The organism is Xanthomonas sp. CFBP 8151 (genome assembly GCF_011761885.1).
Classification (GTDB): domain Bacteria; phylum Pseudomonadota; class Gammaproteobacteria; order Xanthomonadales; family Xanthomonadaceae; genus Xanthomonas; species Xanthomonas arboricola_B.
The window spans coordinates 224,496-250,281 of the sequence record NZ_JAASQZ010000003.1; the positions used below are offsets into that span (position 1 = coordinate 224,496).

Here is a 25,786-nt window from a genome sequence, read left to right on the forward strand (position 1 = left end):
CCAGCATGTCTTCGCAAGCTCCCGTCGCGCCAGGCGGTCCCTCGGCACCTGCGCCCGCCACCGCCTTTCGCCCGGCGAGCGTGGCACTGTGCACCGTGGGTCTGGCGATGGCCTCGTTCATGCAGGTGCTGGACACCACCATCGCCAACGTCTCGTTGCCGACCATCGCCGGCAATCTCGGCGCCAGTTCGCAGCAGGCCACCTGGGTCATCACCTCGTTCGCGGTCAGCACCGCGATCGCCCTGCCGCTGACCGGCTGGCTGAGCCGCCGCTTCGGCGAGACCAAGTTGTTCGTGTGGTCGACGCTGGCTTTTACCGTGGCCTCGTTGCTGTGCGGCCTGGCCCAGAGCATGGGCATGCTGGTGGTGTCGCGCGCGCTGCAGGGGTTCGTCGCCGGGCCGATGTACCCGATCACCCAGAGCCTGCTGGTGTCGATCTACCCACGCGAAAAACGCGGGCAGGCACTCGCCTTGCTGGCGATGATCACGGTGGTGGCACCGATCGCCGGCCCGATCCTGGGTGGCTGGATCACCGACAACTACAGCTGGGAATGGATCTTCCTGATCAACGTGCCGCTGGGCATCATCGCCAGCAGCATCGTCGGCTCGCAGTTGCGCCATCGCCCCGAGCAGCTGGAAAAGCCGCGCATGGACTACATCGGCCTGATCCTGCTGGTGGTCGGCGTGGGCGCGCTGCAACTGGTGCTGGACCTGGGCAACGACGAGGACTGGTTCTCCTCCGACAAGATCGTGGTGCTGGCCTGCGTCGCTGCAGTGGCGCTGGTGGTGTTCGTGATCTGGGAACTCACCGACAAGGATCCCATCGTCGATCTCAAGCTGTTCCGGCATCGCAACTTCCGCGCCGGCACGCTGGCGATGGTGGTGGCCTATGCGGCGTTTTTCAGCGTGAGCCTGCTGATCCCGCAATGGCTGCAACGCGACATGGGCTACACCGCGATCTGGGCCGGCCTTGCCACCGCGCCGATCGGTATCCTGCCAGTGCTGATGACACCATTCGTGGGCAAGTACGCGCTGCGTTTCGACCTGCGCATGCTCGCCACCGTCGCCTTCATCTTCCTGTCGTTCACCAGCTTCCTGCGCTCCAACTTCAACCTGCAGGTTGACTTCGGCCATGTGGCCACCGTGCAGCTGGTGATGGGCGTGGGTGTGGCCTTGTTCTTCATGCCGGTGCTGCAGATCCTGCTCTCTGACCTGGACGGGCGCGAGATCGCGGCAGGTTCCGGCCTGGCCACCTTCCTGCGTACCCTGGGCGGCAGCTTTGCCGCATCGTTGACCACTTATCTGTGGGCACGCCGCACCCAGGTGCACCACGCGCACATCACCGAACACATCTCGGTGTACACCCCGGGCATGCAGGAGCAGGTCACCGCGATGGGGCAGGGCGACCTGCAACACGGCGCGGCATCGCTCAACAACATGATCAATCACCAGGCCTCGCAGATGGGCTTCAACGACATCTTCTACCTGCTCGGCTGGACGTTCCTGGCGATCATCTTCTTCCTGTGGCTGGCCAAGCCGCCGTTCGGTGCAGGCGCGGGCGGCGCAGCGGCGGGGGGCGGGCATTGAGCGAGGCTGCTGATTGAACAAAGAAAACCCTGCTGAAATGCCGGGTTTTTCTTTGTTAGGGATTTGACGAGGTTGGCTAATCGCCGCAGCGCCGAGCGGGTCGATGCGACGCATGGCCTGACGCAAGCGCTAGCAAATGAAGACTCCGCACGCCTAACTCCCAAATGCAAAAAACCCCGCCAGAGCGGGGTTTTTTACGATCTACCGTGAGTCGTGGTGCCCAGGAGAGGACTCGAACCTCCACGAAGTTGCCCCCGCTAGCACCTGAAGCTAGTGCGTCTACCAATTCCGCCACCTGGGCGACTCAGGAGGCGAATTGTGCAAGTTGCGCGCGACGCTGTCAACGCATCCGGCACAAATTTTTCGTGGTGGCCGGTGCTTGCCGGCGACGTGAGAAGACGGCGTGGCGGACACGCGTAATGCATGCCCGCCACGACACCGGATCACGGCAGCTGCGCCGCCTTCAGGCTGACCTCTGCACTCTGCACCGGTTCGCTTGCCGAACGCGCCAGCTGCACGCGATAGGTGCCCGCGGCAATCGTCCAGTGACGGGCCTTGGCATCGAAGTCGGCCAGCGTCTTGGGTTCGGCGATCACCTGCACGGTGCGCTTTTCGCCCGGCTTGAGCGTGAGCTTCTGCCAGCCGATCAGGCGCAGCGGGGTGGCATGGCCGTCGGGCAGGGTGACGTAGAGCTGCGGCACGGCGGCGCCTTCGCGCTGGCCGATGTTTTCCACCTCGAAGTTCGCCGTGAGCTGGCTGCCGTTGGCTTCCACGCGCAGCCCGCCCATGCGGAACTGCGTGTACGACAGGCCATGGCCGAACGCATAACGCGGGGTCAGCTTGCGCGCGGCGAACCACTTGTAGCCGACGTTGGCGCCTTCGATGGCGTAGTCGATGCTGTCTTCGCCCGGCTTGGCCGGCTTGAAGCCCAGGCCCGGGATCGAGGGACGCGGCAGCTGCGATTCGTCCACCGGCCAGGTCACCGGCAGATGGCCGGACGGATTGACCGCACCGGTCAGCAGGTTGGCGATCGCCTCGCCGCCGCCGATGCCCGGATACCACGCCTGCAATACCGCCGGCACGCGCTCGGCCCAGGGCATGCGCACCGGGCCGTTGGTTTCCAGCACCACGGTGGTCTTGGGGTTGGCCTTGGCCACCGCCTCGATCAAGGCATCCTGGTTGTCGGGCAATTGCATGTCCGGCAGGTCCACCGATTCGGCCGACCATTGGGTGGCGAACACGATCGCCACATCGGCGGCCTTGGCCGCGCGTGCCGCGGCAGCGCGGTCCTTGCCGTCGACATAATCGATCTGCACGTTCGGCAACGCGGCGCGCAATGCCTGCAGCGGCGAGGACGGATGGATGATCACCGGGCCGGGCCAGGTGGTCGGATTGAGGCCGGGTACGGCGTTGCCACCGTTGATGGTGTAGTCCACACGCGAGGAACCGCCGCCGGACATCACGCCCTTGTCGGCATACCCACCGATCACCGCTATGCGGCGCACGTCCTTGGATAGCGGCAAGGTAGCCTGCTCGTTACGCAGCAGCACGCTGCCTTCCTCGGCAACATGCTGCGCGGACAGCTGCCCGGCCTTGCCGTCGATCGGCTGGCGCTGGGTGGGATGATCGAACGCGCCATGCGCGAACAGGCTGCGCAGCACGCGCTTGACCATGTCGTCGAAGCGCGCGCGCGGCACCACGCCGGCCGACACCGCCATGCGCAACGGTGCGTCGAAGAACACCGCCGCGTCGAACACTTCGCCAGCCGATTGCTGATCGAGTCCGGCCAGGGCCGCCTTGGAGCCGCTATGCACGCCGCCCCAGTCGGACATCACGTAGCCGGGGTATTTCCATTCCTGCTTGAGGACCTGGTTGAGCAGGTAATCGTGCTCGCAGCCGTAGATGCCATTGATCTTGTTGTAGGAGCACATCACCGAGGCCGGGTCGCCGATTTTCAACGCGATCTCGAACGCCAGCAGGTCCGATTCGTGCATCGCCTGCTCGCCGATCTCGGCGCTGTGGAAATTGCGTCGCGTCTCCATGTCGTTGAGCGCGTAGTGCTTCATCGTCGACAGCACATGCTCGCTCTGCACGCCGCGGATCGACTCGCCGACCATGGTGCCGGCCAGCAGCGGGTCTTCGCCGGCATATTCGAAATTGCGTCCGTTGCGCGGGTCGCGCTGCAGGTTGACGCTGCCGGCCAGCAGCACATTGAAGCCCTGCTGCCAGGATTCGCGGCCCATGGTCTTGCCGCCGGCATAGGCCAGCTGCGGATTCCAGCTCGACGCGGCCGACGGCCCGGACGGCATCGCGGTGGCGAAGTCGCCCTTGCGGATGCCGCCGGGGTTGGTCACGCCCACGCCGGCATCGGCCAGTTGCTGCGCCGGGATGCCCAGCCGTGGGACGCCGGGGACATAGCCGGCCGAGCCCAGCGCGCCCTCGGGCTTGGGAATCTTGTCGGTGCCCAGGCCGAAGTAGCTGCGCAGCATCTGGAATTTTTCGTCCTCGCTCATCTGCGCGAGCAGACGGTCGGCGCGCTGGTCCGCGGTCAGCGCGGTGTCCATCCACGGCTGCGCGGCGGCAGCGGTCTGTGCGCCGAGCGGAGCGGCAAACGCGGTGCTGACGCCAAGGGCGATGGCCAGCGCGAGACGCCGTGGCCTGGAGTGTGTAAACGGTTTCATATCGAGGTGTGGCACGGGTGGTCCTTATGGTGCGGTTGCAATCAGGGGAGGGCACCGCGGTGCCCGGGTTCGAAAGGCGCGCGTGCGCGCCGAATCAGATGCTTGCCGGAAGCGGGCGCCGCCTCAGAACTGGGTCTGTGCCGTGCGTAACACCGGATACAGGCGGTAGCGCTCGTCCCAGGAGGAATGCAGGCGAGCGAAGAATTCCAAGCGTGCCTTCGGGTCGGCCGCGAAGGCCGCATCGCTGGCCAGGCGCTGTTCGAACTGCGCCTTCACTGCCGGGTCGCGCTCGAGCAGGTCGCGCGCGACCTCTTCGGCGACGTAATCCTCCATGTATTCCTTGCGCTCGAATGCGGTGTTGAACAGGCCCCATTGCAGCAGCGAATCCGGCGCCTGCGGTTCCAGCATCGCCATCACCAGGCGCGACCTGGCCTGGGCGATCGGCACGAACAAGGAGCCGGCCGGCACGGTGCGGGTTTCATCGCGCCATTGCCCGGTGATCTCCAGGTTCTGGTGGCCTTCGTTGGAGCGCGCGGCAAACGTGGCCTTGTCGGCACGGAAGCTCTGCACCGGATGGGCGGCAGTGGTGGCGATGGTGTCGAAGGCGATGCCGTGCAGGCGCAGTTTCTCCGCCACCAGCGCCGCTTGCGCGGCAGGCACCAGGTAGCCGCCGCGTGGCGCATCGACCACCACGTCCGGCTTGATCTGATCGCGTAACGGTACCTTCCAGATCTGTGGTCTGGTCTCGTCGTAGCGCGTCATCAACGCACCGGAAATCGGCGAGGGCGTGCGCGTGTAGGCGTAGCCACGGAAGGTAACGGTGCGTGCGGCCGGGCCGGCAGCGAAGCTCAACGGCTCGATCTCGCCAGCCAGCCTGGTCGCACGCTGATCGGCCGCCAGCGCATCGGCGCGCCACCTGGCGCCGTTGCGCGCGGCCTGCTGCAGCACCGACACGATTGCATTGCGGGTGACGCGTACGCGCACCGGGTAGGTCTTCCACGAATGCGTTTCCACCAGCATGCCGAAGCGGTTGCGCAGCAGGAAATAGCCGTGCGAAAAACGCGGCGGCGACACATCGTCGGCAAAGCCCGATGTCGGGTCGTCCTCGTGCACGAACGAGGGGTAATACGGCAACGGCAGCGAGCCCTGTCCGGCGAGGTCGGCAATCACCGCATCGCGCCAGCGCGTGCCGTCGCGTTGCAGCGTGGCATCGCCGGCGTGCACGGGCTCCACCTGCACCGACACGTCGTGCTCGAACTTGGCGCCATCGGTGACGTGCAGGTCCACGTACATCAGCGGATCCCATTGCTGCACCAGCCGCAGCATCGCCTGCATTTCCGGCGCGTCGGCCTTGAGGTAGTCGCGATTGAGATTGAGGTTCTGCGCGGTGGTGCGCCAGCCCATCTGTTCGGGGCCGCGTTGATTGGGGCGATTCCAGGCGCCGAAGCGCTCGTGGCCGTCGACGTTGAACACCGGCACGAATACCCAGACCAGCTTGTCCAGTACGCCTTTGCCGGTTTTTCCGTCCAGCAATTCGCGCAGCGCCAGGAAGCCCGCGTCCTTGCCGTCGATCTCGCCGGCATGGATGCCGCCTTGCACCAGCACCACCGGCAACTTGCGTTGCGCAGCGCTGTCGGTATCCAGTGCGCCGCTGGTGGAGACGATCAGCGCCTTCATCGGCCGGCCTTCCGGGGTGGTGCCGAACTCGATGCAGCGCACCGCCTGCGGGTAGCGCTGCGCAAAGGCATCGCAAAGCGCGATGACTTCCTCGTAGCGTCCGGTCTGCGCAAACCCGCTGCGCTCGGCCCGGGTGGTCAGCGGTTCGGCGGCCAGTGCGGCGGGGGCGGTGGTCAGCAGCAACAGGCTCAGGGCCAGGCGGGTGAAGCGGGGCATCCAGCGGTCCAGTGTTCCAGGAAAACGTTTGCAATGTAGCCGAGCCGGCGCAGCAGGCCAATCTGCACTGCGTCATAACTTGCGCGCGATCGGCGTGGTTGTGGCGTACCGACAGCGGTTTTAGGCACGCCTGGGCCGAACGACGTGTCGGGTACACCGCAATGGCGGCCATAAGCGCAGCGGCGTCGCTGCATGCAGCGGCGCATCCTGGGCCTTATCCCATGGTCGCGATGGCGGCCAACCGGCGGCCGCCGGTACGATAGCGCGTGTTTTCTGCTCGACCGGACTGTCCTTGACCACTTCCACCTTGCCGGGCCCCACTGCCGGTGCGCGGCTGCCGCGCCAGATACCCTTCATCATCGGCAACGAAGCCTGCGAGCGTTTCAGCTTCTACGGGATGCGCAACATCCTGGTGCAGTTCCTGATCACCTCGCTGCTGTTGCAGGAGGTCAGCGGACCCGGCCGCGAGGCCGAGGCCAAGCACATCCTGCACAGCTTCATGATCGGGGTGTTTTTCTTCCCGCTGCTCGGCGGTTGGCTGGCCGATCGCTTCTTCGGCAAATACAACACCATTCTGTGGTTCAGCCTGGTGTATTGCGCCGGGCATGCCTGCCTGGCGCTGTTCGAAGGCAGCCGCAACGGATTCTTCCTCGGGCTGGGTCTGATTGCGCTGGGTGCGGGCGGCATCAAGCCGCTGGTGGCCTCGTTCATGGGCGACCAGTTCGACCAGTCCAACAAGCACCTGGCCAAGGTGGTGTTCGACGGCTTCTACTGGATCATCAACTTCGGCTCGTTGTTCGCCTCGTTGTTGATCCCGCTGGCGCTGAAGAATCTGGGCCCGGCGTGGGCATTCGGCATTCCGGGCATCCTGATGTTCGTGGCCACGCTGGTGTTCTGGCTGGGCCGCAGGCGCTATGTGCGGGTGCCGTTGCCGCCGAAGGACCCGCACGGCTTCGGTGCGGTGGTGCGCACCGCATTGCTGACACAGGCGCCGGGGCAGGGCCGTCCGGGACTGATGCTGGCAGTGGTCTCGGTGCTGCTGGCGCTGGCCTGCTTCGCGCTGGTCGACCAGCTCGGCATCGTCATCTGCCTGTGCATGGCGCTGGTGCTGTTGCTGGCCGGCATCGGCGGCGGCACCTGGTGGCAGCTGGAGCGTGCGCGCGGCATCCATCCCGATACCGCGGTCGAAGGCGTGCGCGCGCTGCTGCGGGTGTTGGTGATCTTCGCGCTCGTCACGCCATTCTTCTCGCTGTTTGACCAGAAAGCCTCGACCTGGGTCCTGCAGGGGCGCGAGATGACGATGCCGGCCTGGTTCACTGCCTCGCAGATGCAGGCGCTCAATCCGCTGCTGGTGATGCTGCTGATCCCGTTCAACAATCTGGTGCTGTATCCGCTGCTGCGACGTGGCGGCTGGGAGCCGACAGCGCTGCGCCGCATGACCTGCGGCATCGCCTTCGGCGGCCTGGCCTGGATTGCGGTCGGTGCCATCCAGATCAGCATGGACGGCGGCGAGCCGATGCATATCGCCTGGCAGATCCTGCCCTATGCGCTGCTGACCTTCGGCGAGGTGCTGGTGTCGGCCACCGGGATCGAGTTCGCCTACAGCCAGGCACCGCCGTCGATGAAGGGCGTGGTGATGAGCTTCTGGTATCTGACCACCACGGTGGGCAATCTATGGGTGCTGCTGTCGAACGTGGCGGTGCGCAACGCCACGGTGACCTCCCACATCGCCGATACTGGGCTCAGCGAAGCGGCATTTCTGATGTTCTTCTTCGCGGCCTTCGCGTTCCTGGCGGCACTGGCCTTCGGCCTGTACGCGCGCGGGTATCGCATGGTCGACAATTACCGTTCTGCCTGAGGTCCGCATGATTACCCTGATCCTGATCGCCATCACCGGCATCGTCTCGTGGATGGCGTTCAACAACCGCAAGCTGGCTGACCGCCTGATCCTGTGGCCGCCGGCGCTGGACAAGCACAAGCAGTACGACCGCCTGGTCACCTACGGTTTCATCCATGCCGATCTGGGCCACCTGGTCTTCAACATGATCACGCTGTTCTTCTTCGGCCGGGTGATCGAAAACGTGATGACCCAGCTGACCGGCAGCGTGCTGACCTACCCGCTGTTCTATCTGGCGGCGCTGGTGGTCTCGATCCTGCCCAGCTATCTGAAGAACCAGAAGAACCCGAACTATCTCAGCCTGGGCGCCTCCGGTGCGGTGTCGGCGGTGTTGTTCGCCTTCATCCTGCTGCAGCCGTGGACCATCATCCTGGTGCTGTTCATTCCGGCGCCGGCGATCATCTACGCGGTGTTCTATGTCGGCTACAGCCTGTGGATGGACCGCCGCGGCGGCGATCGCATCAACCACAGCGCGCACCTGGCCGGTGCCGCGTTCGGCGTGATGTTCATGCTGATCATGGAGCCGCGCGTGCTGCAGGTCTTCCTGGAGCAGCTATCCAATCCGCGTTTCGGCTGATCCCGGTTGGCAAACCGACCGCTGGCCGCCGGTGGGCACGCGCGGTAGGTCGAAAATGTCGGGAACAGCGGGTCGCCCCAGGCGACCGGACCAGGACCATCGCGCGTGCGCGAGCGGTCCTGGCGATGGACGCGATGCTGGCTCAGGCCGCGTCGCGTTTGTGGTCGCTACCGACGCTGCTGGTGGACACCGAACCGTAGGCCTGCTGCAGGCGCTGGTACACCGTGTCGTTGAGCTGCGCGAAGTCGGGGTTGTGGGTGTCGCCCTTGATGGCGAACTGGAACAGGCCTTCCAGCAGCGAGCTATCGCTGTCTGCGCTGTGTCCTGCCGAATCGTTGTTCATGCGGTGACTCCTCGTAGGTAAGGCGAAGGCATCGGCGGTCGCACAGGCCCGGGATGCAACGGGCGCCTTCGGCTGAGCTATCGGCGCGACACGAGCGAACTTAAGTGCCGGTTCGCAGGCTGCGCGCGCGGTCACCGCATCGATTCATTTTCACGCAGGCGCGGCGCTGCGCTGGTCACACTGATCGCCATCGTCACTGCCTCGTGCAGACCACCATGGAGGCAGCGACAATGCAGGCAGACCACGATTCCACGCAGCAGCTCTTCAGCGTAGACACCGATGGACAACGCGCCCAGCTGGCATACCGTGTGGAAGGTGAGCGCATGACCATCACCCACACGCACGTGCCCGACGCGATCGGTGGACGCGGCATCGCTGCGGTGCTGGTCGAGGCTGCCTTGGCCCATGCACGCCAGCAGGGCTACAGGGTCGTGCCTGCCTGCAGTTACGCCGAGGCGTATATCCGGCGGCACCAACAGTTTCAGGATCTGCTGGCCTGATCGCCGGCAGCGTGTCTTTGCGGATGTATCGATGGGGAGCAGGTGGGAATGGGGCGGTCGTCAGGAGTGAATGCAGTCCGGGGTTTGCTGATGTTGGCCGTATTGGCAGGATGTACGCAGCGCGAGCCGACGACGGCCCAATCGGCACAGCCGGCAGCTGACGCCAACGCTGCCGCGGCACCGCCGGCGGAGCCTGCGCCTGTGCAAAGCGGCCCGCTGGAGGATGTGATCGAGCAGGCGCCTGCCTATATGGTGGGTATCAGCTATCCGCGCGGGCTGGACGCGCTTCCCGAGCTGAGCGCGCTGATCCGCAGCTATGCGCAGGCAGCGCGTGCCGAGCTCATGGAAGCGGTGTCCGGGCTCGGCAACGACAGGCCCGCTGCCCCCTATGAATTATCGCTGGCGTTCGAGACCGTGGTGCAGACCCCGGACCTGATCGTCGTGTCCGCTGACGGCAGCCGCTATACCGGTGGTGCGCATGGCGAGCCGTTGGTGGCGCGCTTCGTCTGGCTGGTCAAGGAGCGCAGGCAATTGACCGCGCAGGCCTTGATTCCTGACCCGGCAGGCTGGGAAAAGATCGGGCGCGAGGTGGCCGTGCAATTGCACAATGCCGCCACCCAGCGCGTGGAAGCCGATCGTGTGCCGATCGAGGAGCGGGCCGACCAGGTGGCCTCGGCCGATCGCATGATTGCCGAAGGTACCGCTGCGCAGGTCGACAACTTTGCCCAGTTCGTGCCGGTGCTCAATCCGGCCGGGCAGATCACCGCGCTTCGGTTCGTGTTTCCGCCGTATCAGGTGGGGCCGTATTCGGATGGCACGCAAACGGCCGAGGTCGCCGCCTCGACATTGGTGGCGTGGGTCGCGCCGGATTATGTACATCTCTTCGCTCGCTGATGTGTCACCCCGCAGATGATGTGATTGAATGGCCCGGCCATTCAGTAATGTAATCAAACGGGTGATATGAGTAGTTTCGATCCGACCGCAAGTCGCGTGGACCACACCTGTGTGCGCTATCCGGCATTTCCGCGGGAGCCGGCCGTGCTGGTGCGGCTGATCAAGCATCTCTACAAGCGACTGCATACGCAGGGGTGTGCGCGATTGAAGCCATACGGCATCAGCCCGCCGGAGTACGAGATTCTGATGATGCTCTACGGCACCCCGGAGCAGGCGATCACGCCTACCGAGGTGGCCGAAGCCGCCAGCGAGAAGCCGGCCAACATCACCCGGCTCACCGACCAATTGTGCGAAAAGGGGTTGATTGCGCGTGGCAGCAGCCCGGACGATCGGCGCAAGATCATGCTGACCTTGCAGCCGGCAGGCCTGGCGTTGATCAACAGCCTGCTCCCCGACGCCTGCGCGCTGCTCAATGCAGAAACGTCCAGCCTCAGCGATGCCGAGCAGGTGCGGCTGGAAAAGTTGTTGCGGAAACTACTCGACGGCGTGGATTCGGTCGAACTCTGAGTGCGGTGTCTGCGGCTGCTGCAGCACGCTTCGTCGCGGTCATCAAGAACGCCGCCCGGATCGCTCCGGGCGGCGTCTTGGTTTCAACGCGTTGCGATTACGGCTTGGACTGCGGCGCTTCCGGCGTGGCGCCATCGCCCCCTTGCGCGCTCAGGCCGCGCTTCTCGAGCAGGGGCTCGATCTGCGGCGCATGGCCGGCAAAGTTCTGGAACAGTTCCATCGCATCGACACTGCCGCCGCGCGAGAGCAGGGTCTGACGGAAGCGGTCGCCGTTGGCGCGGCTCAGCCCGCCGTGCTGCTTGAACCACTGCTGGGTGTTGGCGTCGAGCACTTCCGACCAGATGTAGGCGTAATAGCCGGCCGCGTAACCGCCCATGATGTGGCTGAAATACGGGGTCTTGTAGCGCGGCGGCACCGGCGCGTAGGCGATGCCGTCCTGCTGCAGCGCCTTGGCTTCGAACGCCATCACGCCGGCGGCGTCGGGCACCTGGCTGGCGCTGATCTGGTGCCAGTTCTGATCGAGCATGGCCGCACCCAGATACTCGGTGGTGGCAAAGCCCTGGTTGAACTTGGAGGCGGCAATCACCTTGTCCAGCAGCGCCTGCGGCATCGGCGTGCCGTTCTGGTAGTGCTTGGCGTAGTTCTTCAGGATCGACGGCTCGTCGGCCCACATCTCGTTGACCTGCGAGGGGAACTCGACGAAGTCGCGCGGCACGCTGGTGCCTGAGAAATACGGGTACTTCACGTCCGAGAACATGCCGTGCAGCGCATGGCCGAATTCATGGAACATGGTGGTCACTTCATCCCAGGTCAGCAGCGTCGGCTGGCCGGCCGGCGGCTTGGGGATGTTGAGGTGGTTGGCGACCACCGGCTTGAAACCGGTCAGCGCCGACTGCGACACGTAGGAGTTCATCCAGGCGCCGCCACGCTTGGACTCGCGTGCGTACATGTCGGCGATGAAGATCGCCAGCTGCTTGCCGTCGGCGTCGAACACGTCATAGACGGTGATGTCGTCGCGATAGGTCGGCAGGTCGGTACGCTGCTTGAAGGTCAGGCCGTATTCCTGATTGGCCGCGTAGAACACGCCGTTTTCCAGCACGTTCTTCAGCTCGAAGTACGGCTTGAGCTGGGACTCGTCGAAGTTGTACTTGGCCTGGCGCACCTTCTCGCTGTAGTAGGCCCAGTCCCAGGCTTCGAGCTTGAAGCTCGGCTTGCGCGCGGCCTTCTGTTCCTTGTCGATCATCGCCTGCAGATCGGCCGCTTCGCGCTTGGCATTGGCCACTGCCGCTGGCGCCAGCTTGCCCAGCATCGCGTTGACTGCTTCCGGCGTCTTGGCGGTCTGGTTTTCCAGCGAATAGGCAGCGTAGGTCGGGAAGCCGAGCAGCTTGGCCTTGTCGGCGCGCAGCTTCATGATGCGCGCCACCAGTGCGGTGTTGTCGTACTGGCCGCCGTGGCTGCCACGCGACACCGAGGCGTCGTAGATCTTCTTGCGCAGTTCGCGATTCTTCAGCTGCGTCAGCGGCGGCTGGCCGGTCGTGTTGAGCAGCGCAATCACGTACTTGCCGTCGAGCTTGCGCGCCTTGGCCGCTTCGGCGGCAGCGGCGATCTGCTCGTCGGACAGGCCATCGAGCTGCTTGACGTCATCGACGACAACGGCGGCGGCATTCACTTCGGCCAGCACGTTCTGGCTGAAGGTGGTGCCCAGGTTGGCCAGCTCGGCATTCATCGCCTTGAGCGTGGTCTTGTCGGCCTCGGAGAGCTTGGCGCCGTCGCGTACGAAATCGCTGTAGTACTTCTCGACCAGGCGCACGCCCTGGGCGTCCAGGCCCAGCTTGCTGCGCTGGTCGTACAGGGTCTGGAGACGCGCGAACAGCTTGCCATTGAGCGAGATCGCGTCGCGGTGCGCGGCGAACTTGGCCGAATAGTCGGCCTGCAGTTTCTTGCGCGCGTCGTTGGTGTCGGCACCGACCAGGTTGAAGAACACCGTGGTGGCGCGATCCAGCGTGGCGCCGCTTTTTTCCAGCGCGATGAGGGTGTTGTCGAAGCTCGGCTTGGCCTTCTGGTTGGCGATCTTTTCCACTTCCTTCAACTGCTCGGTCATGCCGGCGTCGAAGGCGGGTGCGAAATCGCTGTCGGTGATCTTGTCGAACTGCGGGTAGTGCAGCGGCAGCGTGCTGTCGGCAAAGAAGGGGTTGGCTTGGGTGGCGGCGTGGGTCGTGGCGGGTGCGGCGATGCTGTAGGACGGCATGGCAAGTCCCAGGGAAGCGGCCAGGGCAAAGGCGAGACGGGTGGTCAAGAGGGTTGCTCCAGAGTGCGAACCGCCGAGGCTACCCCAGCCGGGCCGGACAGGCGTGTGACAAAAGGCATGGCTGCAGGGTCATTACGATGCCATCAGGCGGGCACGAGCGGTGCTGGTCTTGTGGGCACACGACCGATGACACCATGCGCGTGCCGCCGCCGGGCGGGCGCTGCCTGTATACGGTGCGGCGTGTTCCACCCGGCTGCATTCCGGCTGCTCGGCGGGCAGCGAGGTCTCGATCAGTCCGCCTGACGGATGCTGGCCGGTAGCGCGCCGTGTCAGCGGCCGGCAACGGGCGGACCAGCGGAAAGGGCCAGATGTCTGCGGCGACGCATCCGTTCAAAAACCGTCTTTCCTGGCTGGCGCGCTCGGCGACCGCGATGCGACGCTGCCGGCTGCTGGGTTACGCTGCCCGTCTCGCACACATCAGGGCAGCCATGAGCGACATCTCCACGTTCGAATTCACCGACCTGGAAGGTCGTCCCCAGTCGATGCGCGATTACGCCGGCAAGGTGGTGCTGGTGGTCAACGTCGCTTCGAAATGCGGCTTTACCCCGCAATACGCAGGCCTGCAGGCACTGTGGCAGCGCTATCGCGAGCGTGGTCTGGTGGTGATCGGGTTTCCCTGCGACCAGTTCGGTCATCAGGAGCCGGGCGATGCCGCACAGATCCGCCAGTTCTGCTCGCTCGACTACGCGGTGGATTTTCCGCTGGCCGAGAAGGTCGAGGTCAATGGCAGCGGCACGCATCCGCTATGGCAATGGCTCAAGCACCAACAGCGCGGCGTGCTGGGATCGGAAGCGATCAAGTGGAATTTCACCAAGTTCCTGATCGGCCGCGATGGCACGGTGCTGGAGCGTTACGCCCCGACCACCAAACCGGACGCCCTGGCTGCGGATATCGAGCGCGCGTTAGTTGAATCGTAGGAGCGCACCTGGGCGCGATGAGGCATTCCCGGGAACGCTTCATCGCGCCCAGGTGCGCTCCTACGACGGTGCATGCCGGCGTCGCGGTCTGCGTAAACGCCGCATCGCGCTGATGTCTCACGCGCGCCGTATCACTTCTCGACGAAGGCGCGCTCGAACACGTAATGCCCCGGCGTGCCGATGCGTGGCGAGGTTTGGAAGCCACGTGCATCCAGCAAGGTGCGCAGGTCGGCCAGCATTTGCGGGCTGCCGCAGATCATGAAGCGGTCGTTGGCCGGATCCAGCGGCGGCAACCCGAGCGTCTGTTGCATGCGGCCATCGGCCATCAGCTCGGTCAGGCGGCCCTGATTGGCGAATGCCTCACGCGTCACCGCCGGGTAGTACAGCAACTTCTCGCGCAGGAGGTCGCCGAGGAATTCGTGCTGCGGCAGCTCGCGCTCGAAGTAGTCGCGATAGGCCAGATCCTGCACGAAGCGCACGCCCTGGGTCAGGATCACCTTGTCGAAACGCTCGTAGGTTTCCGGGTCCTTGATCACCGACAGCCACGGCGCCAGACCGGTACCGGTGCCCAGCAGATACAGGTTGCGGCCCGGGTGCAGGTCGCTGATCAGCAGCGTGCCGGTGGGTTTCTTGCCGACCAGCACCTTGTCGCCCGGCTGGATGTGCTGCAGCCGTGAGGTCAGCGGACCGTCCGGCACCTTGATGCTGAAGAACTCCAGATGTTCTTCCCAATTGGCGCTGGCGATCGAGTACGCACGCAGCAGCGGACGCGTTTCGGTCTCCAGACCGATCATCACGAACTGCCCGTTCTCGAAGCGGAAACCGGCATCGCGGGTGGTGGTGAAGCTGAAGTAGGCATCGGTCCAGTGACGGACCTCAAGCACCGTTTCGGCGCCGAAAGCGGAAGACATACCAGTAAGTGTCGTGGGAAGAGTACCCGGCAATTCTACCTCAAGCCGGCCAAATGAGAGAGGCTCTCATTTGGCCGGGAATGGTGAATGGGGAATGGGGAATGGGGAATAGGGAATCGGTTCAGCTGCATAAGGATCCCGGATGCCCCCGGGGCAAGACGCTCAGCACCGATTAGACGCCGGGAACGCCGCCTTTAACGATTCCAGAATCCCTATTCCCGAATCCCAGCCTCATCGATACCCCGCCGCCTGCAACTCGAACAGCTCCGCGTACCGCCCGCCCTGGGCCATCAGCTCCGCATGCGTGCCGTTGGCCTCGATGCGGCCCGCGGCCAGCACCAGGATGCGGTCGGCCATGCGCACGCTGGAGAAGCGGTGCGAGATCAGCACCGCGGTACGGTTGTCCGACAGCTCCTTGAAGCGCTGGAACACCTCGAACTCGCTACGCGCATCCAGTGCGGCGGTGGGTTCGTCCAGGATCATCAGCTGCGCATCGCGCATGTAGGCGCGCGCGATGGCGACCTTCTGCCATTGCCCGCCGGACAGGTCCACGCTGTTCTTGAAGCGGCGCCCGACCAGCTGGTCGTAGCCGTCGGGCAGGCTGTCGATCAGCTCGCCGGCCATGGCACGCTGCGCAGCGGCACGGATGCGCGGCGCATTATCCATCGCATCCACCTGGCCGACGCCGATGTTCTCGCCCACGCTCAGGTGGTAGCGCACGAAGTCCTGAAAGATCACGCCCAGGTTGGCGCGCACATCGTCCAGATCGTAATCGCGCAGGTCGTGGCCATCGAGCAGGATGCGGCCCTCGTCCGGGTCGTACAGCCGCGCCAGCAGCTTGACCAGGGTGGTCTTGCCGGCACCGTTTTCGCCGACTAGGGCCAGCACTTCGCCGGCACGCAGTTCGAAATCCAGATGCCGCACCGTCCACTGCTCGGCATCCGGGTAGCGGAAGCCCACGTCCTCGAACACGAAGCCTTGGCGGATCGGTCGCGGCACCGGCAGCGCGTTCGGGCGCGAGCGGATCTCCGGCACAATGTTGAAGAACGAATACAGATCGTCCAGATACAAGGCCTGGCCGGCGACCTGCGAGAACCCGATCAGCAGGCCTTCGAGCAACTGGCGCAGGCGCAGGAAGCTGCCGGCCAGAAAGGTCAGGTCGCCGATGCTGAAATCGCCGCGCACGGTGCGCCAGGCGATGTAGCCATAGGCCGTGTAGTAGCCCAGGGTGCCCAGCGCAGCCAGCAGCGCGCCCCACAACGCACGCTTGCGCGCGAGTGCGCGATTGGCCTGGAAGAACTTGTCGGCCAGCCGCCGGTAACGCGCGATCAGGAAGCGGTGCAGGTTGAGGATCTTGACTTCCTTTGCGGTCTCGACGCTTGCGCCGACCTGGCGCAGGTAATCGAGCTGGCGCCGCTCCGGCGTCCACTGGAAGTTGAGCGAGTAGCCCAGCGCATTGAAATGCGCCTCGCCGATGAAGGCCGGGATCAGGGCGATCGCCAGCAGCAGGATCAACCACGGCGCATACACCACCAGGCCCACCGCCAGGCTGACCACGGTGATGGCGTCCTGCACCTGGCCGAACAGCTGGCTCATCAGGTTCATGCGGTTCATGGTCTGGCGCCGCGCACGATCCAGCTTGTCCTGCCGATCGGGATCTTCGAAGTCCTCCAGATCCAGCTGCGCGGCGTGCTCCATCAGGCGCACGCTGGCGGCGTTGTTGAACAGTTCCGACAACAACGCATCGGCGTAGCCGACCAGCCGGCCGAGCAGGTCCGAACCGATCGCCAGGGCCAGCTCCAGCGCCAGCAATTCCAGCAACCGGTTCAGTCGGCCGCTGCCCAGCGCCTGCGCCAGCGAGTCGAAGGCTGGCGGTTGACCGACCAGGTGGATCGCCTCGTCGATGATCAGCTTGCCGATATACAACGAGGCCACCGGCATCAACGCGCGCAGCACGCGCAAGCCGATGCTGCTGGCGCTCAGCCAGCGGCTGGTCTGCCAGATCTGGCGCAGGAACGGCGGGAGGTTGCGCAGCGCATCCAGGCGCTCGCGCAGGGTAGGGCCGGTACGGGGAGCGGCAGGCGCAGAAGCGCCGGAACGGGAGGCTGACATCGCCTCAGTGTGCAGCGCCACGCGTGGGCGTGGGGTGTTGGAGGCGCACCGGCGGGTCCTGCGGCATTGGCACGCGGTCGCCGTGGCACCGCCGACTGCACGCTTGCACGGCTGTGCGGCCGACGTCCTGCAGCACACCCGTCCCGTAGACCCGACCCGGCGCGATCGGCGGCCCGATCAATCGCGTCGATTGATGCAACGTCCGGGTGCGCCGGAAGTTTCGACTAAAATGGCCGGATTGCCCCCGCCAGCCTTAGAGCCAGCCGTGACCTCGATCAAGCAGGAAGACCTCATCCAGTCCGTCGCCGACGCGCTGCAGTACATCAGCTACTACCACCCGGTCGACTACATCAGGAATCTGTCCGCTGCCTACGAGCGCGAAGAGTCGCCGGCGGCCAAGGACGCCATTGCCCAGATCCTGATCAACTCGCGCATGTGCGCCGAAGGCCATCGCCCGATCTGCCAGGACACCGGCATCGTCACCGTGTTCCTGGAGATCGGCATGCAGGTGCGTTGGGACGACGCCACGATGGGTGTGGAAGACATGGTCAACGAAGGCGTGCGCCGCGCCTACAACCACCCCGACAACAAGCTGCGCGCCAGCGTGCTGGCCGACCCGGCCGGCAAGCGCACCAACACCCGCGACAACACCCCGGCGGTGGTCAACACCAAGATCGTGCCCGGCCACCATGTCGACGTGATCGTTGCGGCCAAGGGCGGCGGCTCGGAAGCCAAGAGCAAGTTCGCCATGCTCAACCCGTCCGACTCCATCGTCGACTGGGTGCTCAAGACCGTGCCGACCATGGGCGCCGGCTGGTGCCCGCCGGGCATGCTCGGCATCGGCATCGGCGGCACGGCCGAAAAGGCCATGCTGCTGGCCAAGGAAGCGTTGATGGAGCCGATCGACATCGTCGACCTGCAGGCACGCGGCGCGTCCAACCGCGCCGAAGAGCTGCGGCTGGAACTCTACGAAAAGGTCAACGCGCTCGGCATCGGTGCGCAAGGCCTGGGCGGCCTGACCACGGTGCTGGACATCAAGGTCAAGGATTACCCGACCCATGCCGCCAACCTGCCGGTGGCGTTGATTCCCAACTGCGCGGCCACCCGCCATGCGCACTTCACCCTGGACGGCAGCGGCCCGGTGATGCTGGACCCGCCCTCGCTGGAAGACTGGCCCAAGCTCACCTACAACCCGACCAACGCGCGTCGGGTCAACCTGGATACGATCTCCCGCGAGGAAGTCGCCAGCTTCAAGCCGGGCGAGGTGGTGCTGCTCAACGGCAAGCTGCTGACCGGCCGCGACGCCGCGCACAAGCGCATGATCGACATGCTCAACAAGGGCGAGACATTGCCGGTCGACTTCACCAACCGATTCATCTACTACGTCGGCCCGGTCGATCCGGTGCGCGATGAAGTGGTCGGCCCGGCCGGCCCGACCACCGCCACGCGCATGGACAAGTTCACCCGCCAGATGCTGGAGCAGACCGGCCTGCTGGGCATGGTCGGCAAGTCCGAGCGCGGCGATGCGGCGATCGAGGCGATCCGCGACAACAAGGCGGTGTACCTGATGGCGGTCGGCGGCTCGGCCTATCTGGTGTCCAAGGCGATCAAGGCCGCACGCGTGCTCGCATTCGAAGACCTGGGCATGGAGGCGATCTACGAGTTCGAGGTCAAGGACATGCCGGTCACCGTGGCGGTGGATTGCACCGGCGAATCGGTGCACAAGACCGGTCCGCGGCAGTGGCAATCGCGCATCGGCAAGATTCCGGTCGTGGTGGAATAAGTCACCCTGGAACGGCGACGCACTTGCACTGCGTCGCCGTTTTCAGTTTGGGCGCTGCGCGTGCCCGCCGTTCGCACGCGCTGCCTATGTACTGGAAAAAACGCCTGCATGCGTGTCTCACCTAGGGTGGCGGGACGGCCCAACAGGAACGGGCTATGCTCGGTGCGTCCATGCCGGCACCCTCAGGAGAACAGGAATGCTCCGTCTCATTTGCCTCGCCGTCCTGGTGTGCGCCGGCCTGCCTTTGGCAGCGCAACAAAAGACCGGCGCAGCGGGCCAATTGCATGGCCCAGGTGTTCGATTGCACGCAGCAGAGCGATGTCAATCGCTGTGAACCCCACAAGCTCGCCTGCTTGCGTTCCTGTACCAACTGACGAAGGAATTTGCATGACCACGACGCTGTACCACGCCCCCAGCACTGCCGCACTGGTCGTGCATTGGCTGCTGATCGAACTCGATGTGCCGCACGTACTGCATCCGCTGGATTTCGAGCGCGCCGAGCAGAAATCGCCGCAGTATCTGGCGCTCAATCCGGCCGGCGTGGTGCCGACGCTGGTGTTCGACGGACACGTGCTGACCGAGGCGGCCGCAATCGTGCTGCATCTGGCCGACCTGCATCCGCAGGCCGGGCTGGCACCACCGCTCGGCAGCCCCGAACGGGCGGCGTACTACCAGTGGATGTTCTTCTGCGCCAACACCTTGCAGCCGGCATACCGGGCCTGGTTCTATCCAGACGAGCCGGCCGGCGCCGCACACGGCGATGCCGCGCAATCCCAGGCGCGCGCCAGACTGGAGGCGGCCTGGGCACGGGTCGATGCGCATCTGCAGGCCAATGGTCCGTATTTGCTGGGCCAGACCCTGTCGGCGGCCGATTTCATGCTGACCATGATGATGCGTTGGTCGCGCAACATGCCCCGGCCCAGTGATGCCTGGCCGGCGCTGCAGGCGCATGCGCAGCGAATGAAAGCCCGCCCGGCATTTCAGGAAACCTATCGCCGCGAAGGCCTGACGGACTGGACCTGAACCCAGGGGCGCAAACCGACCCACAAGGGCTGCTTGCTAGGTTTTGCTGCTCAAGGCTATAAGCCCACGAAAAAAGCCGGCATACGCACATGCCGGCTTTTTTATGGGTTTCGACGTTACTCAATGCGCTGGCGCGATGTACTTAGAACCACTCCAGCAACGACACGCCCAGGCCGATGTAGGTGGCCTTGTGGTTGTAGTCGATCAGGCTTTCGCCATAGCCGTCGAACACCTGCACGTGGCCGCGCAGCAGGTTGGTGATCGGGAAGCCGTAATCCAGCTGCACCGAGCCGTGGGAGCGGTCGCCGCCGCGCAACGAATGCCGCGCGATCAATGCCACTTCGTGCCCGTCCTTGTTGTAGACCAGGGTGGCGTCGCCACGGCCCATGTAATCCTCGATATCGGGATTATTGTCGTCGGCACGATCTTCCTTGATGCGGAACCACGGGCGTAGCGTCAGTGCCCAGTTCTCGCGATCCAGCCCGATGTTGAGAATGACCCGGTTCCAGGAGCGCGACAGCGGATCTTCGCGGCCATTGGACATGTGGTTGATGCTGATGCCGCTCATGCGGCCCTTCCAGCCGAACAGGCTGTAGTTGTTGCGGAACACCAGCATCGCTTCCGGTTCGTAATTGGTTTCGCGGAACGGACGCGAGGCATCGGTGTTGTAGGCCTGCCAGCGCGAACTCTGGGTGTAGCCCATCCAGATGTCGCCGTTGTCGCCGAACAGATCCTCGACCACCTTGGTCTTGAAGCTGAGCTGGAACTTCAGTTCGGTGCTGTCCAGTTGCTGCGGGGTGGACACCGAGTTGGCCGGATTCGGCGACTGCGGGGTGCGGTTGGAGTCGCTGGTCCAGAACGCCGGCAACAGATAGACCGGCTTGTAGCCGCGCAACTGGAAGGTGCCGAGCTTGGAATCCTTGGCCAGCTCCCAGCGGCGGTCCAGCAGCGAGCCGCGGCCGGCATTGGCGACCGCCTCGGCCTTGGGCTGATCCTGGCCATCGGCGCGGAAGAAGTCGCCGACACGGCTGATGGCACGCTCGTCCTGCGGCTTGGACTCTGTCTGCTTGGCGATCTGCGCGGCGGCATCGGCCTCGGCGGTGACCTGCGGGGTATAGCCCAGCGCCTGGTCGTAGCACGCCAGCCGGGCCGCATCCGAGGTGACGGAGGTACAGGCCTGCGGCGAAGCGGGGGTAGGAGCGATTTCCTGTGCGTGCGCCAGCGGCGCAGCCGCCAGGGCAATCAGTAGCAAGGGACGAGTGCAGTGCTTGGACATGGGCAGTCTGGCCGAATGAAGGCGCCAGGCAGGCGCGTCGGATGCGAAGCTTAACGGTCGCGCCTGCATGCGCGGTGTGTACACGGTGGCATAACATCCAAGCAGTGCCCTGCAATCCGCGTCCCGACCGTTACCGGCCGACGACACGTCGACATTCGCCAGCGGCCGAGTGTGTGCTTGGCGCTGTCAGCGTCCTGCCGGGCAGCCCACCCAATCAACCTCAGTGAGCGCTGGAATCCGCTAGAACAACCAGGCGATGGCAAACACGCCCAACATGCACAGGCCGAGTGCCAGCTTGGTCGCGGTGCCGAACACGATGCCCAGCCAGGTGCCGAAGCCGACCTTGGTGGCCTGGTCGGACTTGCGGGTCTGCCAGTATTCGCCGATCCACGCGCCGGCGAACGGGCCGACGAACAAGCCGATCGGCATGAAGAAGATGCCGACGACCGAGCCGATCACCGAGCCCCACAGTGCCGCCTTGCTGGCACCGACCCGCTGGGCGCCGTACACGGTGGCGAAGAAGTCGATCGCAAACGACAACGCCGTCATCAGGCCCAGGATCAGCAGCGCCACCCAGCCGACGTGGGCAAAGCCATCGGCCCAGGCGGCCACCAGCAGTCCCGCAAACACCAGCGGCAGACCCGGCAGCGCCGGCAGGACGACCCCCGCAAGGCCGATCAGTACCAGCACGCCAGCCAGGATGTAATAGAGGACGTTGGTATCCATGATCGTTGAAAATATCCCGTTTCAGGTTTGACAAAATTGCGCAAGGCTTGCTTGAAAATTCGTTTGGCGCGGGTTAAGTTGCCAACGCTGCTGTTTGCAACGGTCACCGTGAATCGTGGCCTGATGCGGCAGATCGTTCGATCCGCTACATCCTTGTACCTCGCTTCCTCCTTGCAAATCACAGCCACCACCGTCAGTCCATCACAGTGTCGTAGGGAGTCAGTCGAGATGTCCAATATCGAACGCGAGAATGGTGTCGTGAAGTGGTTCAACGATGCCAAGGGCTTTGGCTTCATCAGTCGCGAAAACGGCGAGGACGTCTTCGTCCATTTCCGTGCGATCCAGATCCAGGGCTTCAAGAGCCTCAAGGAAGGCCAGAAGGTCAGCTTCACCGTCGTGCAAGGACAAAAAGGCCTGCAGGCCGATGCGGTGCAGGTGGTCTGAGCGCGGCGCAACACGGCGGGCCATCGTGCAGACAGCAGAAAGGCCCGTCGCCGGGCCTTTCTGTCATCTCGCCAACACTGGCGAATCGAACGTAGCGAGCAGTCGCAGGCGGGCCTGGAAGCGTTGGAAGGCATGCGTGATACATGCCGATTCCGGTTACCGATTGCGCCGGCCTGACGGCAGGCACAGTGGTTTTTATTGGCCGCTGCTGGTGCGTGCGCCGATCAGCGCAGCACGACCTTGCCGTTGACCACGCGCACGTAGGCATTTTCGCGCACGCCGGCCAGATCGCGCTGGTTCACCACGATGACACGGCCGTCGTCCATGCGCACCTGCACATCGAAGCTGTCGCTGGTGACGTTGTTCTGGATCGCATTGCCCGCGAGTGCGCCGGCGGCGGCACCGGCTACGGCCGAGACATTCTTGTTGCCCTTGCTGCCACCGGTCTCCTTGGAGATCTGGCGCCCGGCCACTGCGCCGACGATGCCGCCGAGCACCGCACCGGTGCCGGTGGGAGCGCTGCGGGTCGGGCCGACTTCATCGATGCGGGTCACAATGCCGCAATCCACGCAGCGTGCCTGCGGCTGCGAATAGCCCTGGTCGTAACCGCGGTCGCCGCGATAGCTGCCGTACTGGGGCTGGGAGGTGGCGCAGCCAACCAGTGTCGCGGTTGCAGCCAGGCCAATGACGAGCAGTCGGGTCTTCATGAAGTCTCTCCGGGGTGGTTCGAAAAAGCGGTCAGGGCCGCGGCGACGTCATCCTGTGTTGGTCCGGGTGAACGGTCTGCCAACTGGATCACTCCAGGCTTAACGAAACCCGAGCGTCCTGTTCACCACCACTGTCGTGCGCATCGATGCAGCGGCGCGCTGCCAGGTCACCGGAAGTCGCGATGGCAGGCCTCGCAGGCGTCGTTGATCTGGGTCCTGACTGCAGCAAGCGCGGCGCAATCGGCTGGGGGCGTGTGCCGTGCCTGGTCCAGGACGGTGCGCAGGTCGCTGGCGTGCTCGCCGAAGCGGCGGTCTTCGCCGATGTCCCGAAAGGCCGGCTCCAGTTCGTCGGCCAGCAGGCGCAACGATTGCAGTCGCGCTCGCTGCCGTACGGGGTTGCAGCCGCCATCGGCATCGGGTTGCAGGGCGCGTAGATGGTAAGCCATTACCTGCATCAAGCTGTCCGGCACCGGGTTGCGTCTGGCCTGCAGCACGCGCGCCACCATCACCGTGCACACCAGCCCGATCAGGATGCCCAGCACCAGGAGGAAGGCATAGCGGGACGCGCGCGATTGTTCTGTGGGCGGGGCGGGCATGGACGGAATTCCGGTGGACGCAGGCATCAATACGTCGGTGGGCGCGCGCTGAGCGGCGCGCGTAAAATAGGCCGATGAGAGCACAATGGCGTGAACGCTTTGCCGGTATCGACCGGCTGTACGGAGCCGGCACGGTGGAGCGGCTGGCGGCCTGCCGCGTGGCGGTGGTCGGGATGGGCGGCGTGGGCTCGTGGGTGGTCGAGGCGCTGGCGCGTACCGGCGTCGGGCACATCCGCCTGATCGATGCCGACGACCTGTGCGTGTCCAACACCAACCGGCAGCTGCCGGCGCTGGCCGGGCAGTACGGACGCAACAAGGCGCGCGCGATGGCCGAACGCTGCCTGGCGATCAACCCGGAGATCCAGGCCGATGCGGTGGAGGCGTTTCTCACCGCCGGCAATATCGAACAACTGCTCGGTGATGCGTTCGACCTGGTGATCGATGCCTGCGACAGCTTCCGGGTGAAAGTGGAAACCATCGCCTGGTGCCGCCGACGCAAGCTGCCGCTGCTCACCGTAGGTGCCGCTGGCGGACGCACCGATCCCACCCTGGTGCGAGTACGCGATGTCTCGCGCACCGAACACGACGCGATGCTGGCGCTGATCCGCAAGAAGCTGCGCAGCGAGTTCAACTTCCCCAAGAATCCGCAGCGCTATTTCGGCGTGCCGGCGGTGTACTCGCTGGAGAACGTCAAATATCCGCAGGCCGATGGCAGCGTCTGCGGCATCCGCCCGCAGCTGGATGCCGACGCCACGCTCAAGCTGGATTGCGGGGCCGGGCTGGGCGCAGCCACGCATATCACCGGCACCTTCGCGTTTGTCGCGGTGGGCAAGGCGCTGGAGATGTTGCTCAAGCCGAAGGTGGCCGCAGCCAAGCCTGTTGCCGAGGCTGCCTCGGCGGCGTGAGTGCGCGTGTCGCTGCGTCATGTGGCAACAGGCAATCCGATCAGCCAGGCAAGCCGAACAACCGCCGCGCATTGGCGGTGGTCTGCGCGGCGATGTGCTCGGCCGCCTCGTCGCGTAGCTGTGCAATGCAGTCCAGCACCGTGCACAAGTAGGCCGGCTCGTTGCGTTGGCCGCGGATGCTGGCATCGGGCTGGTCCGGCGCATCGGTTTCCAGCAGCAGCCACTCCAGCGGCATCGTTGCTGCAAGGCCGCGCAGGCGGTTGGCACGCGGGTAGGTCACCGGGCCGCCCAGGCCGATCATGAAATCTAGCTTCCACAATTGCTGCGCCTGTTCGGGGCTGCCGGCGAAGCTGTGCACCACACCGCGCAGGCCGCCCACGGCCTTGATGCGGGCGATGACTTCTTCGGTGGCGCGCCGCGCATGCACGATCAGCGGCAGCTCGAAGCGCTTGGCCAGTTGCAGTTGTCCGTCGAAATAATCGCGCTGTGCGCGCGCGTCCAGCCCGTCCAGATAGAAGTCCAGCCCGCACTCGCCGATGGCGCAGGGCCGCTCGCGCTCGATCCAGTCGGCCAGCAGCTCCAGATGTTCGGGGCGGTGCTGATCCAGAAAGATCGGGTGCAGTCCGTAGGCGGGGTGCAACCCGGGTGCCTGGGTGCAGACGCTGCGCAGATCCGGCCAGCTGGCGGCGGTGATCGCCGGGATCACCTGTTGCACGACACCGGCTGCCTGCGCGCGCGCGATCACCTCGGCGCGGTCGTGGTCGAACTCGCCGGCATCCAGATGGCAGTGGCTATCGACCAGCTGCATCAATCGCGGCGGACCGGGGCAGGCAGCGGCGCCTTGCGCGTCTTCCAGTTGGCGAGCAGCAATGTGGTCAGGCCGAACAGCAGCTCGTCCAGGAACGGGATCGGATCCGGGATCACCAGGTCGACCAGAAACAACGCGGCCGCCAGCTTGAACAAGGTGGGGTAGCGCAGCTTGCTGGCCCACTGCAGGGCGCGCGAGGTGACGGGATTGCGCATGCGAATGCTCCGGCTGTTAGAAGTGCATGAAATAACCGCTAGCTGAACTTAACTGCGGCGTTCATGAGCGAGCGCGTTTTTGTTCAGGGTTCGCGTGCTGGAATCACGCCGTCAACA

At 65.0% G+C, this 25,786-nt stretch carries 23 protein-coding genes and 1 tRNA gene; 11 read left to right on the plus strand and 13 right to left on the minus strand.

Features of this window, described 5'->3' with window-relative positions; genetic code table 11:
* Positions 1–5 precede the first annotated feature (5 nt).
* Entirely contained in the window at positions 6–1,586 is a 1,581-nt protein-coding gene (locus tag FHT08_RS15145) for a DHA2 family efflux MFS transporter permease subunit (RefSeq protein WP_166775579.1), read from the plus strand.
* Positions 1,587–1,800: 214 nt separating this feature from the next.
* Here the strand turns inward: FHT08_RS15145 and FHT08_RS15150 are convergent.
* The 3 genes from FHT08_RS15150 to FHT08_RS15160 form a co-directional block, all read right to left on the minus strand.
* Positions 1,801–1,887 (minus strand) — tRNA-Leu (locus tag FHT08_RS15150).
* A gap of 142 nt (positions 1,888–2,029) precedes the next feature.
* Positions 2,030–4,267 (minus strand): glycoside hydrolase family 3 C-terminal domain-containing protein, encoded by a 2,238-nt coding sequence (locus FHT08_RS15155; protein ID WP_166775580.1) that lies wholly within the window; start codon positions 4,265–4,267, stop codon positions 2,030–2,032.
* Positions 4,268–4,390: 123 nt separating this feature from the next.
* Positions 4,391–6,160 (minus strand): M14 family metallopeptidase, encoded by a 1,770-nt coding sequence (locus tag FHT08_RS15160; RefSeq protein ID WP_166775581.1) that lies wholly within the window; start codon positions 6,158–6,160, stop codon positions 4,391–4,393.
* A 292-nt stretch (positions 6,161–6,452) separates the two neighbouring features.
* Between FHT08_RS15160 and FHT08_RS15165 the strand changes: the two genes are divergently transcribed.
* Positions 6,453–8,018 carry an oligopeptide:H+ symporter gene (locus FHT08_RS15165; RefSeq protein WP_065050423.1) on the plus strand — a complete coding sequence of 522 codons (1,566 nt, stop codon included), beginning with the start codon at positions 6,453–6,455 and terminating at the stop codon, positions 8,016–8,018.
* A 7-nt stretch (positions 8,019–8,025) separates the two neighbouring features.
* Complete coding sequence (locus tag FHT08_RS15170; RefSeq protein ID WP_039520379.1) at positions 8,026–8,634, plus strand: rhomboid family intramembrane serine protease; 609 nt, start codon at positions 8,026–8,028, stop codon at positions 8,632–8,634.
* A gap of 142 nt (positions 8,635–8,776) precedes the next feature.
* Here FHT08_RS15170 and FHT08_RS15175 read toward each other — a convergent pair whose 3' ends face one another.
* Positions 8,777–8,977: a hypothetical protein gene (locus tag FHT08_RS15175; protein ID WP_166775582.1), complete on the minus strand. Its 201-nt coding sequence runs from the start codon at positions 8,975–8,977 to the stop codon at positions 8,777–8,779.
* Between the two features lie 230 nt (positions 8,978–9,207).
* On the opposite strand from FHT08_RS15175, the gene FHT08_RS15180 reads away from it, so the two are divergent.
* The 3 genes from FHT08_RS15180 to FHT08_RS15190 all read left to right on the plus strand — a co-directional run bounded on the left by FHT08_RS15180 (position 9,208) and on the right by FHT08_RS15190 (position 10,938).
* Positions 9,208–9,477, plus strand: coding sequence for a GNAT family N-acetyltransferase (locus FHT08_RS15180; RefSeq protein ID WP_243849054.1), 270 nt, complete (start codon positions 9,208–9,210; stop codon positions 9,475–9,477).
* Between the two features lie 48 nt (positions 9,478–9,525).
* The gene (locus FHT08_RS15185) at positions 9,526–10,371 is read left to right on the plus strand and encodes a DUF3298 and DUF4163 domain-containing protein (RefSeq protein ID WP_166775583.1); all 846 of its coding nucleotides are present in this window, start codon (positions 9,526–9,528) and stop codon (positions 10,369–10,371) included.
* Between the two features lie 66 nt (positions 10,372–10,437).
* Positions 10,438–10,938, plus strand: a complete 501-nt coding sequence (locus tag FHT08_RS15190) for a MarR family transcriptional regulator (protein ID WP_104605236.1) — start codon at positions 10,438–10,440, stop codon at positions 10,936–10,938.
* A gap of 97 nt (positions 10,939–11,035) precedes the next feature.
* Here the strand turns inward: FHT08_RS15190 and FHT08_RS15195 are convergent, their stop codons facing one another.
* Positions 11,036–13,234 (minus strand): M3 family metallopeptidase, encoded by a 2,199-nt coding sequence (locus tag FHT08_RS15195; RefSeq protein WP_208409071.1) that lies wholly within the window; start codon positions 13,232–13,234, stop codon positions 11,036–11,038.
* Between the two features lie 440 nt (positions 13,235–13,674).
* On the opposite strand from FHT08_RS15195, the gene FHT08_RS15200 reads away from it, so the two are divergent.
* A complete protein-coding gene (locus FHT08_RS15200) occupies positions 13,675–14,163 on the plus strand; it encodes a glutathione peroxidase (protein WP_166775584.1) in 489 nt (162 codons plus the stop codon).
* A 131-nt stretch (positions 14,164–14,294) separates the two neighbouring features.
* On the opposite strand, the gene FHT08_RS15205 is transcribed toward FHT08_RS15200, so the two are convergent.
* Both FHT08_RS15205 and FHT08_RS15210 read right to left on the minus strand, forming a co-directional pair.
* Positions 14,295–15,074: a ferredoxin--NADP reductase gene (locus FHT08_RS15205; protein WP_104538081.1), complete on the minus strand. Its 780-nt coding sequence runs from the start codon at positions 15,072–15,074 to the stop codon at positions 14,295–14,297.
* Between the two features lie 231 nt (positions 15,075–15,305).
* Positions 15,306–17,186 (minus strand): ABC transporter ATP-binding protein, encoded by a 1,881-nt coding sequence (locus FHT08_RS15210; protein WP_166775585.1) that lies wholly within the window; start codon positions 17,184–17,186, stop codon positions 15,306–15,308.
* A gap of 265 nt (positions 17,187–17,451) precedes the next feature.
* Here FHT08_RS15210 and FHT08_RS15215 point away from each other — a divergent pair, with 265 nt between their 5' ends.
* Together FHT08_RS15215 and FHT08_RS15220 are read left to right on the plus strand one after the other, a co-directional pair.
* The gene (locus FHT08_RS15215) at positions 17,452–18,969 is read left to right on the plus strand and encodes a fumarate hydratase (RefSeq protein ID WP_166775586.1); all 1,518 of its coding nucleotides are present in this window, start codon (positions 17,452–17,454) and stop codon (positions 18,967–18,969) included.
* Between the two features lie 387 nt (positions 18,970–19,356).
* Positions 19,357–19,992, plus strand: coding sequence for a glutathione S-transferase family protein (locus FHT08_RS15220; RefSeq protein WP_104538077.1), 636 nt, complete (start codon positions 19,357–19,359; stop codon positions 19,990–19,992).
* 142 nt (positions 19,993–20,134) lie between these two features.
* On the opposite strand, the gene FHT08_RS15225 is transcribed toward FHT08_RS15220, so the two are convergent.
* Together FHT08_RS15225 and FHT08_RS15230 are read right to left on the minus strand one after the other, a co-directional pair.
* On the minus strand, positions 20,135–21,268 hold the full coding sequence (locus FHT08_RS15225; RefSeq protein WP_166775587.1) for a phospholipase A: 1,134 nt from the start codon (positions 21,266–21,268) through the stop codon (positions 20,135–20,137).
* 240 nt (positions 21,269–21,508) lie between these two features.
* Positions 21,509–21,994 carry a DUF456 domain-containing protein gene (locus FHT08_RS15230; protein ID WP_104605250.1) on the minus strand — a complete coding sequence of 162 codons (486 nt, stop codon included), beginning with the start codon at positions 21,992–21,994 and terminating at the stop codon, positions 21,509–21,511.
* A 228-nt stretch (positions 21,995–22,222) separates the two neighbouring features.
* On the opposite strand from FHT08_RS15230, the gene FHT08_RS15235 reads away from it, so the two are divergent.
* Positions 22,223–22,438 (plus strand): cold-shock protein, encoded by a 216-nt coding sequence (locus tag FHT08_RS15235; RefSeq protein ID WP_003483561.1) that lies wholly within the window; start codon positions 22,223–22,225, stop codon positions 22,436–22,438.
* Between the two features lie 224 nt (positions 22,439–22,662).
* Here FHT08_RS15235 and FHT08_RS15240 read toward each other — a convergent pair whose 3' ends face one another.
* The gene (locus tag FHT08_RS15240; RefSeq protein WP_016902706.1) at positions 22,663–23,145 is read right to left on the minus strand and encodes a glycine zipper 2TM domain-containing protein; all 483 of its coding nucleotides are present in this window, start codon (positions 23,143–23,145) and stop codon (positions 22,663–22,665) included.
* A gap of 167 nt (positions 23,146–23,312) precedes the next feature.
* Entirely contained in the window at positions 23,313–23,741 is a 429-nt protein-coding gene (locus tag FHT08_RS15245) for a cytochrome c (protein ID WP_166775588.1), read from the minus strand.
* A 74-nt stretch (positions 23,742–23,815) separates the two neighbouring features.
* Here FHT08_RS15245 and FHT08_RS15250 point away from each other — a divergent pair, with 74 nt between their 5' ends.
* On the plus strand, positions 23,816–24,646 hold the full coding sequence (locus FHT08_RS15250) for a tRNA threonylcarbamoyladenosine dehydratase (protein ID WP_104538073.1): 831 nt from the start codon (positions 23,816–23,818) through the stop codon (positions 24,644–24,646).
* 40 nt (positions 24,647–24,686) lie between these two features.
* Here the strand turns inward: FHT08_RS15250 and FHT08_RS15255 are convergent, their stop codons facing one another.
* Both FHT08_RS15255 and FHT08_RS15260 read right to left on the minus strand, forming a co-directional pair.
* On the minus strand, positions 24,687–25,454 hold the full coding sequence (locus tag FHT08_RS15255) for a TatD family hydrolase (RefSeq protein ID WP_166775589.1): 768 nt from the start codon (positions 25,452–25,454) through the stop codon (positions 24,687–24,689).
* On the minus strand, positions 25,454–25,669 hold the full coding sequence (locus FHT08_RS15260) for a DUF6116 family protein (protein WP_104538071.1): 216 nt from the start codon (positions 25,667–25,669) through the stop codon (positions 25,454–25,456). Before FHT08_RS15260 ends, FHT08_RS15255 begins: the two co-directional genes overlap by 1 nt.
* Positions 25,670–25,786 lie beyond the last annotated feature (117 nt).

Bases quoted from the DNA above. Each gene is read 5' to 3' on its own strand.
- FHT08_RS15160 (WP_166775581.1), bottom strand. From the start codon at position 6,160: ATGCCCCGCTTCACCCGCCTGGCCCTGAGCCTGTTGCTGCTGACCACC.
- FHT08_RS15235 (WP_003483561.1), top strand. From the start codon at position 22,223: ATGTCCAATATCGAACGCGAGAATGGTGTCGTGAAGTGGTTCAACGAT.
- FHT08_RS15240 (WP_016902706.1), bottom strand. From the start codon at position 23,145: ATGAAGACCCGACTGCTCGTCATTGGCCTGGCTGCAACCGCGACACTG.
- FHT08_RS15145 (WP_166775579.1), top strand. From the start codon at position 6: ATGTCTTCGCAAGCTCCCGTCGCGCCAGGCGGTCCCTCGGCACCTGCG.
- FHT08_RS15205 (WP_104538081.1), bottom strand. From the start codon at position 15,074: ATGTCTTCCGCTTTCGGCGCCGAAACGGTGCTTGAGGTCCGTCACTGG.
- FHT08_RS15180 (WP_243849054.1), top strand. From the start codon at position 9,208: ATGCAGGCAGACCACGATTCCACGCAGCAGCTCTTCAGCGTAGACACC.
- FHT08_RS15230 (WP_104605250.1), bottom strand. From the start codon at position 21,994: ATGGATACCAACGTCCTCTATTACATCCTGGCTGGCGTGCTGGTACTG.
- FHT08_RS15155 (WP_166775580.1), bottom strand. From the start codon at position 4,267: ATGAAACCGTTTACACACTCCAGGCCACGGCGTCTCGCGCTGGCCATC.
- FHT08_RS15175 (WP_166775582.1), bottom strand. From the start codon at position 8,977: ATGAACAACGATTCGGCAGGACACAGCGCAGACAGCGATAGCTCGCTG.
- FHT08_RS15260 (WP_104538071.1), bottom strand. From the start codon at position 25,669: ATGCGCAATCCCGTCACCTCGCGCGCCCTGCAGTGGGCCAGCAAGCTG.
- FHT08_RS15225 (WP_166775587.1), bottom strand. From the start codon at position 21,268: ATGTCCAAGCACTGCACTCGTCCCTTGCTACTGATTGCCCTGGCGGCT.
- FHT08_RS15250 (WP_104538073.1), top strand. From the start codon at position 23,816: ATGAGAGCACAATGGCGTGAACGCTTTGCCGGTATCGACCGGCTGTAC.
- FHT08_RS15220 (WP_104538077.1), top strand. From the start codon at position 19,357: ATGACCACGACGCTGTACCACGCCCCCAGCACTGCCGCACTGGTCGTG.
- FHT08_RS15190 (WP_104605236.1), top strand. From the start codon at position 10,438: ATGAGTAGTTTCGATCCGACCGCAAGTCGCGTGGACCACACCTGTGTG.
- FHT08_RS15185 (WP_166775583.1), top strand. From the start codon at position 9,526: ATGGGGCGGTCGTCAGGAGTGAATGCAGTCCGGGGTTTGCTGATGTTG.
- FHT08_RS15210 (WP_166775585.1), bottom strand. From the start codon at position 17,186: ATGTCAGCCTCCCGTTCCGGCGCTTCTGCGCCTGCCGCTCCCCGTACC.
- FHT08_RS15200 (WP_166775584.1), top strand. From the start codon at position 13,675: ATGAGCGACATCTCCACGTTCGAATTCACCGACCTGGAAGGTCGTCCC.
- FHT08_RS15170 (WP_039520379.1), top strand. From the start codon at position 8,026: ATGATTACCCTGATCCTGATCGCCATCACCGGCATCGTCTCGTGGATG.
- FHT08_RS15245 (WP_166775588.1), bottom strand. From the start codon at position 23,741: ATGCCCGCCCCGCCCACAGAACAATCGCGCGCGTCCCGCTATGCCTTC.
- FHT08_RS15255 (WP_166775589.1), bottom strand. From the start codon at position 25,454: ATGCAGCTGGTCGATAGCCACTGCCATCTGGATGCCGGCGAGTTCGAC.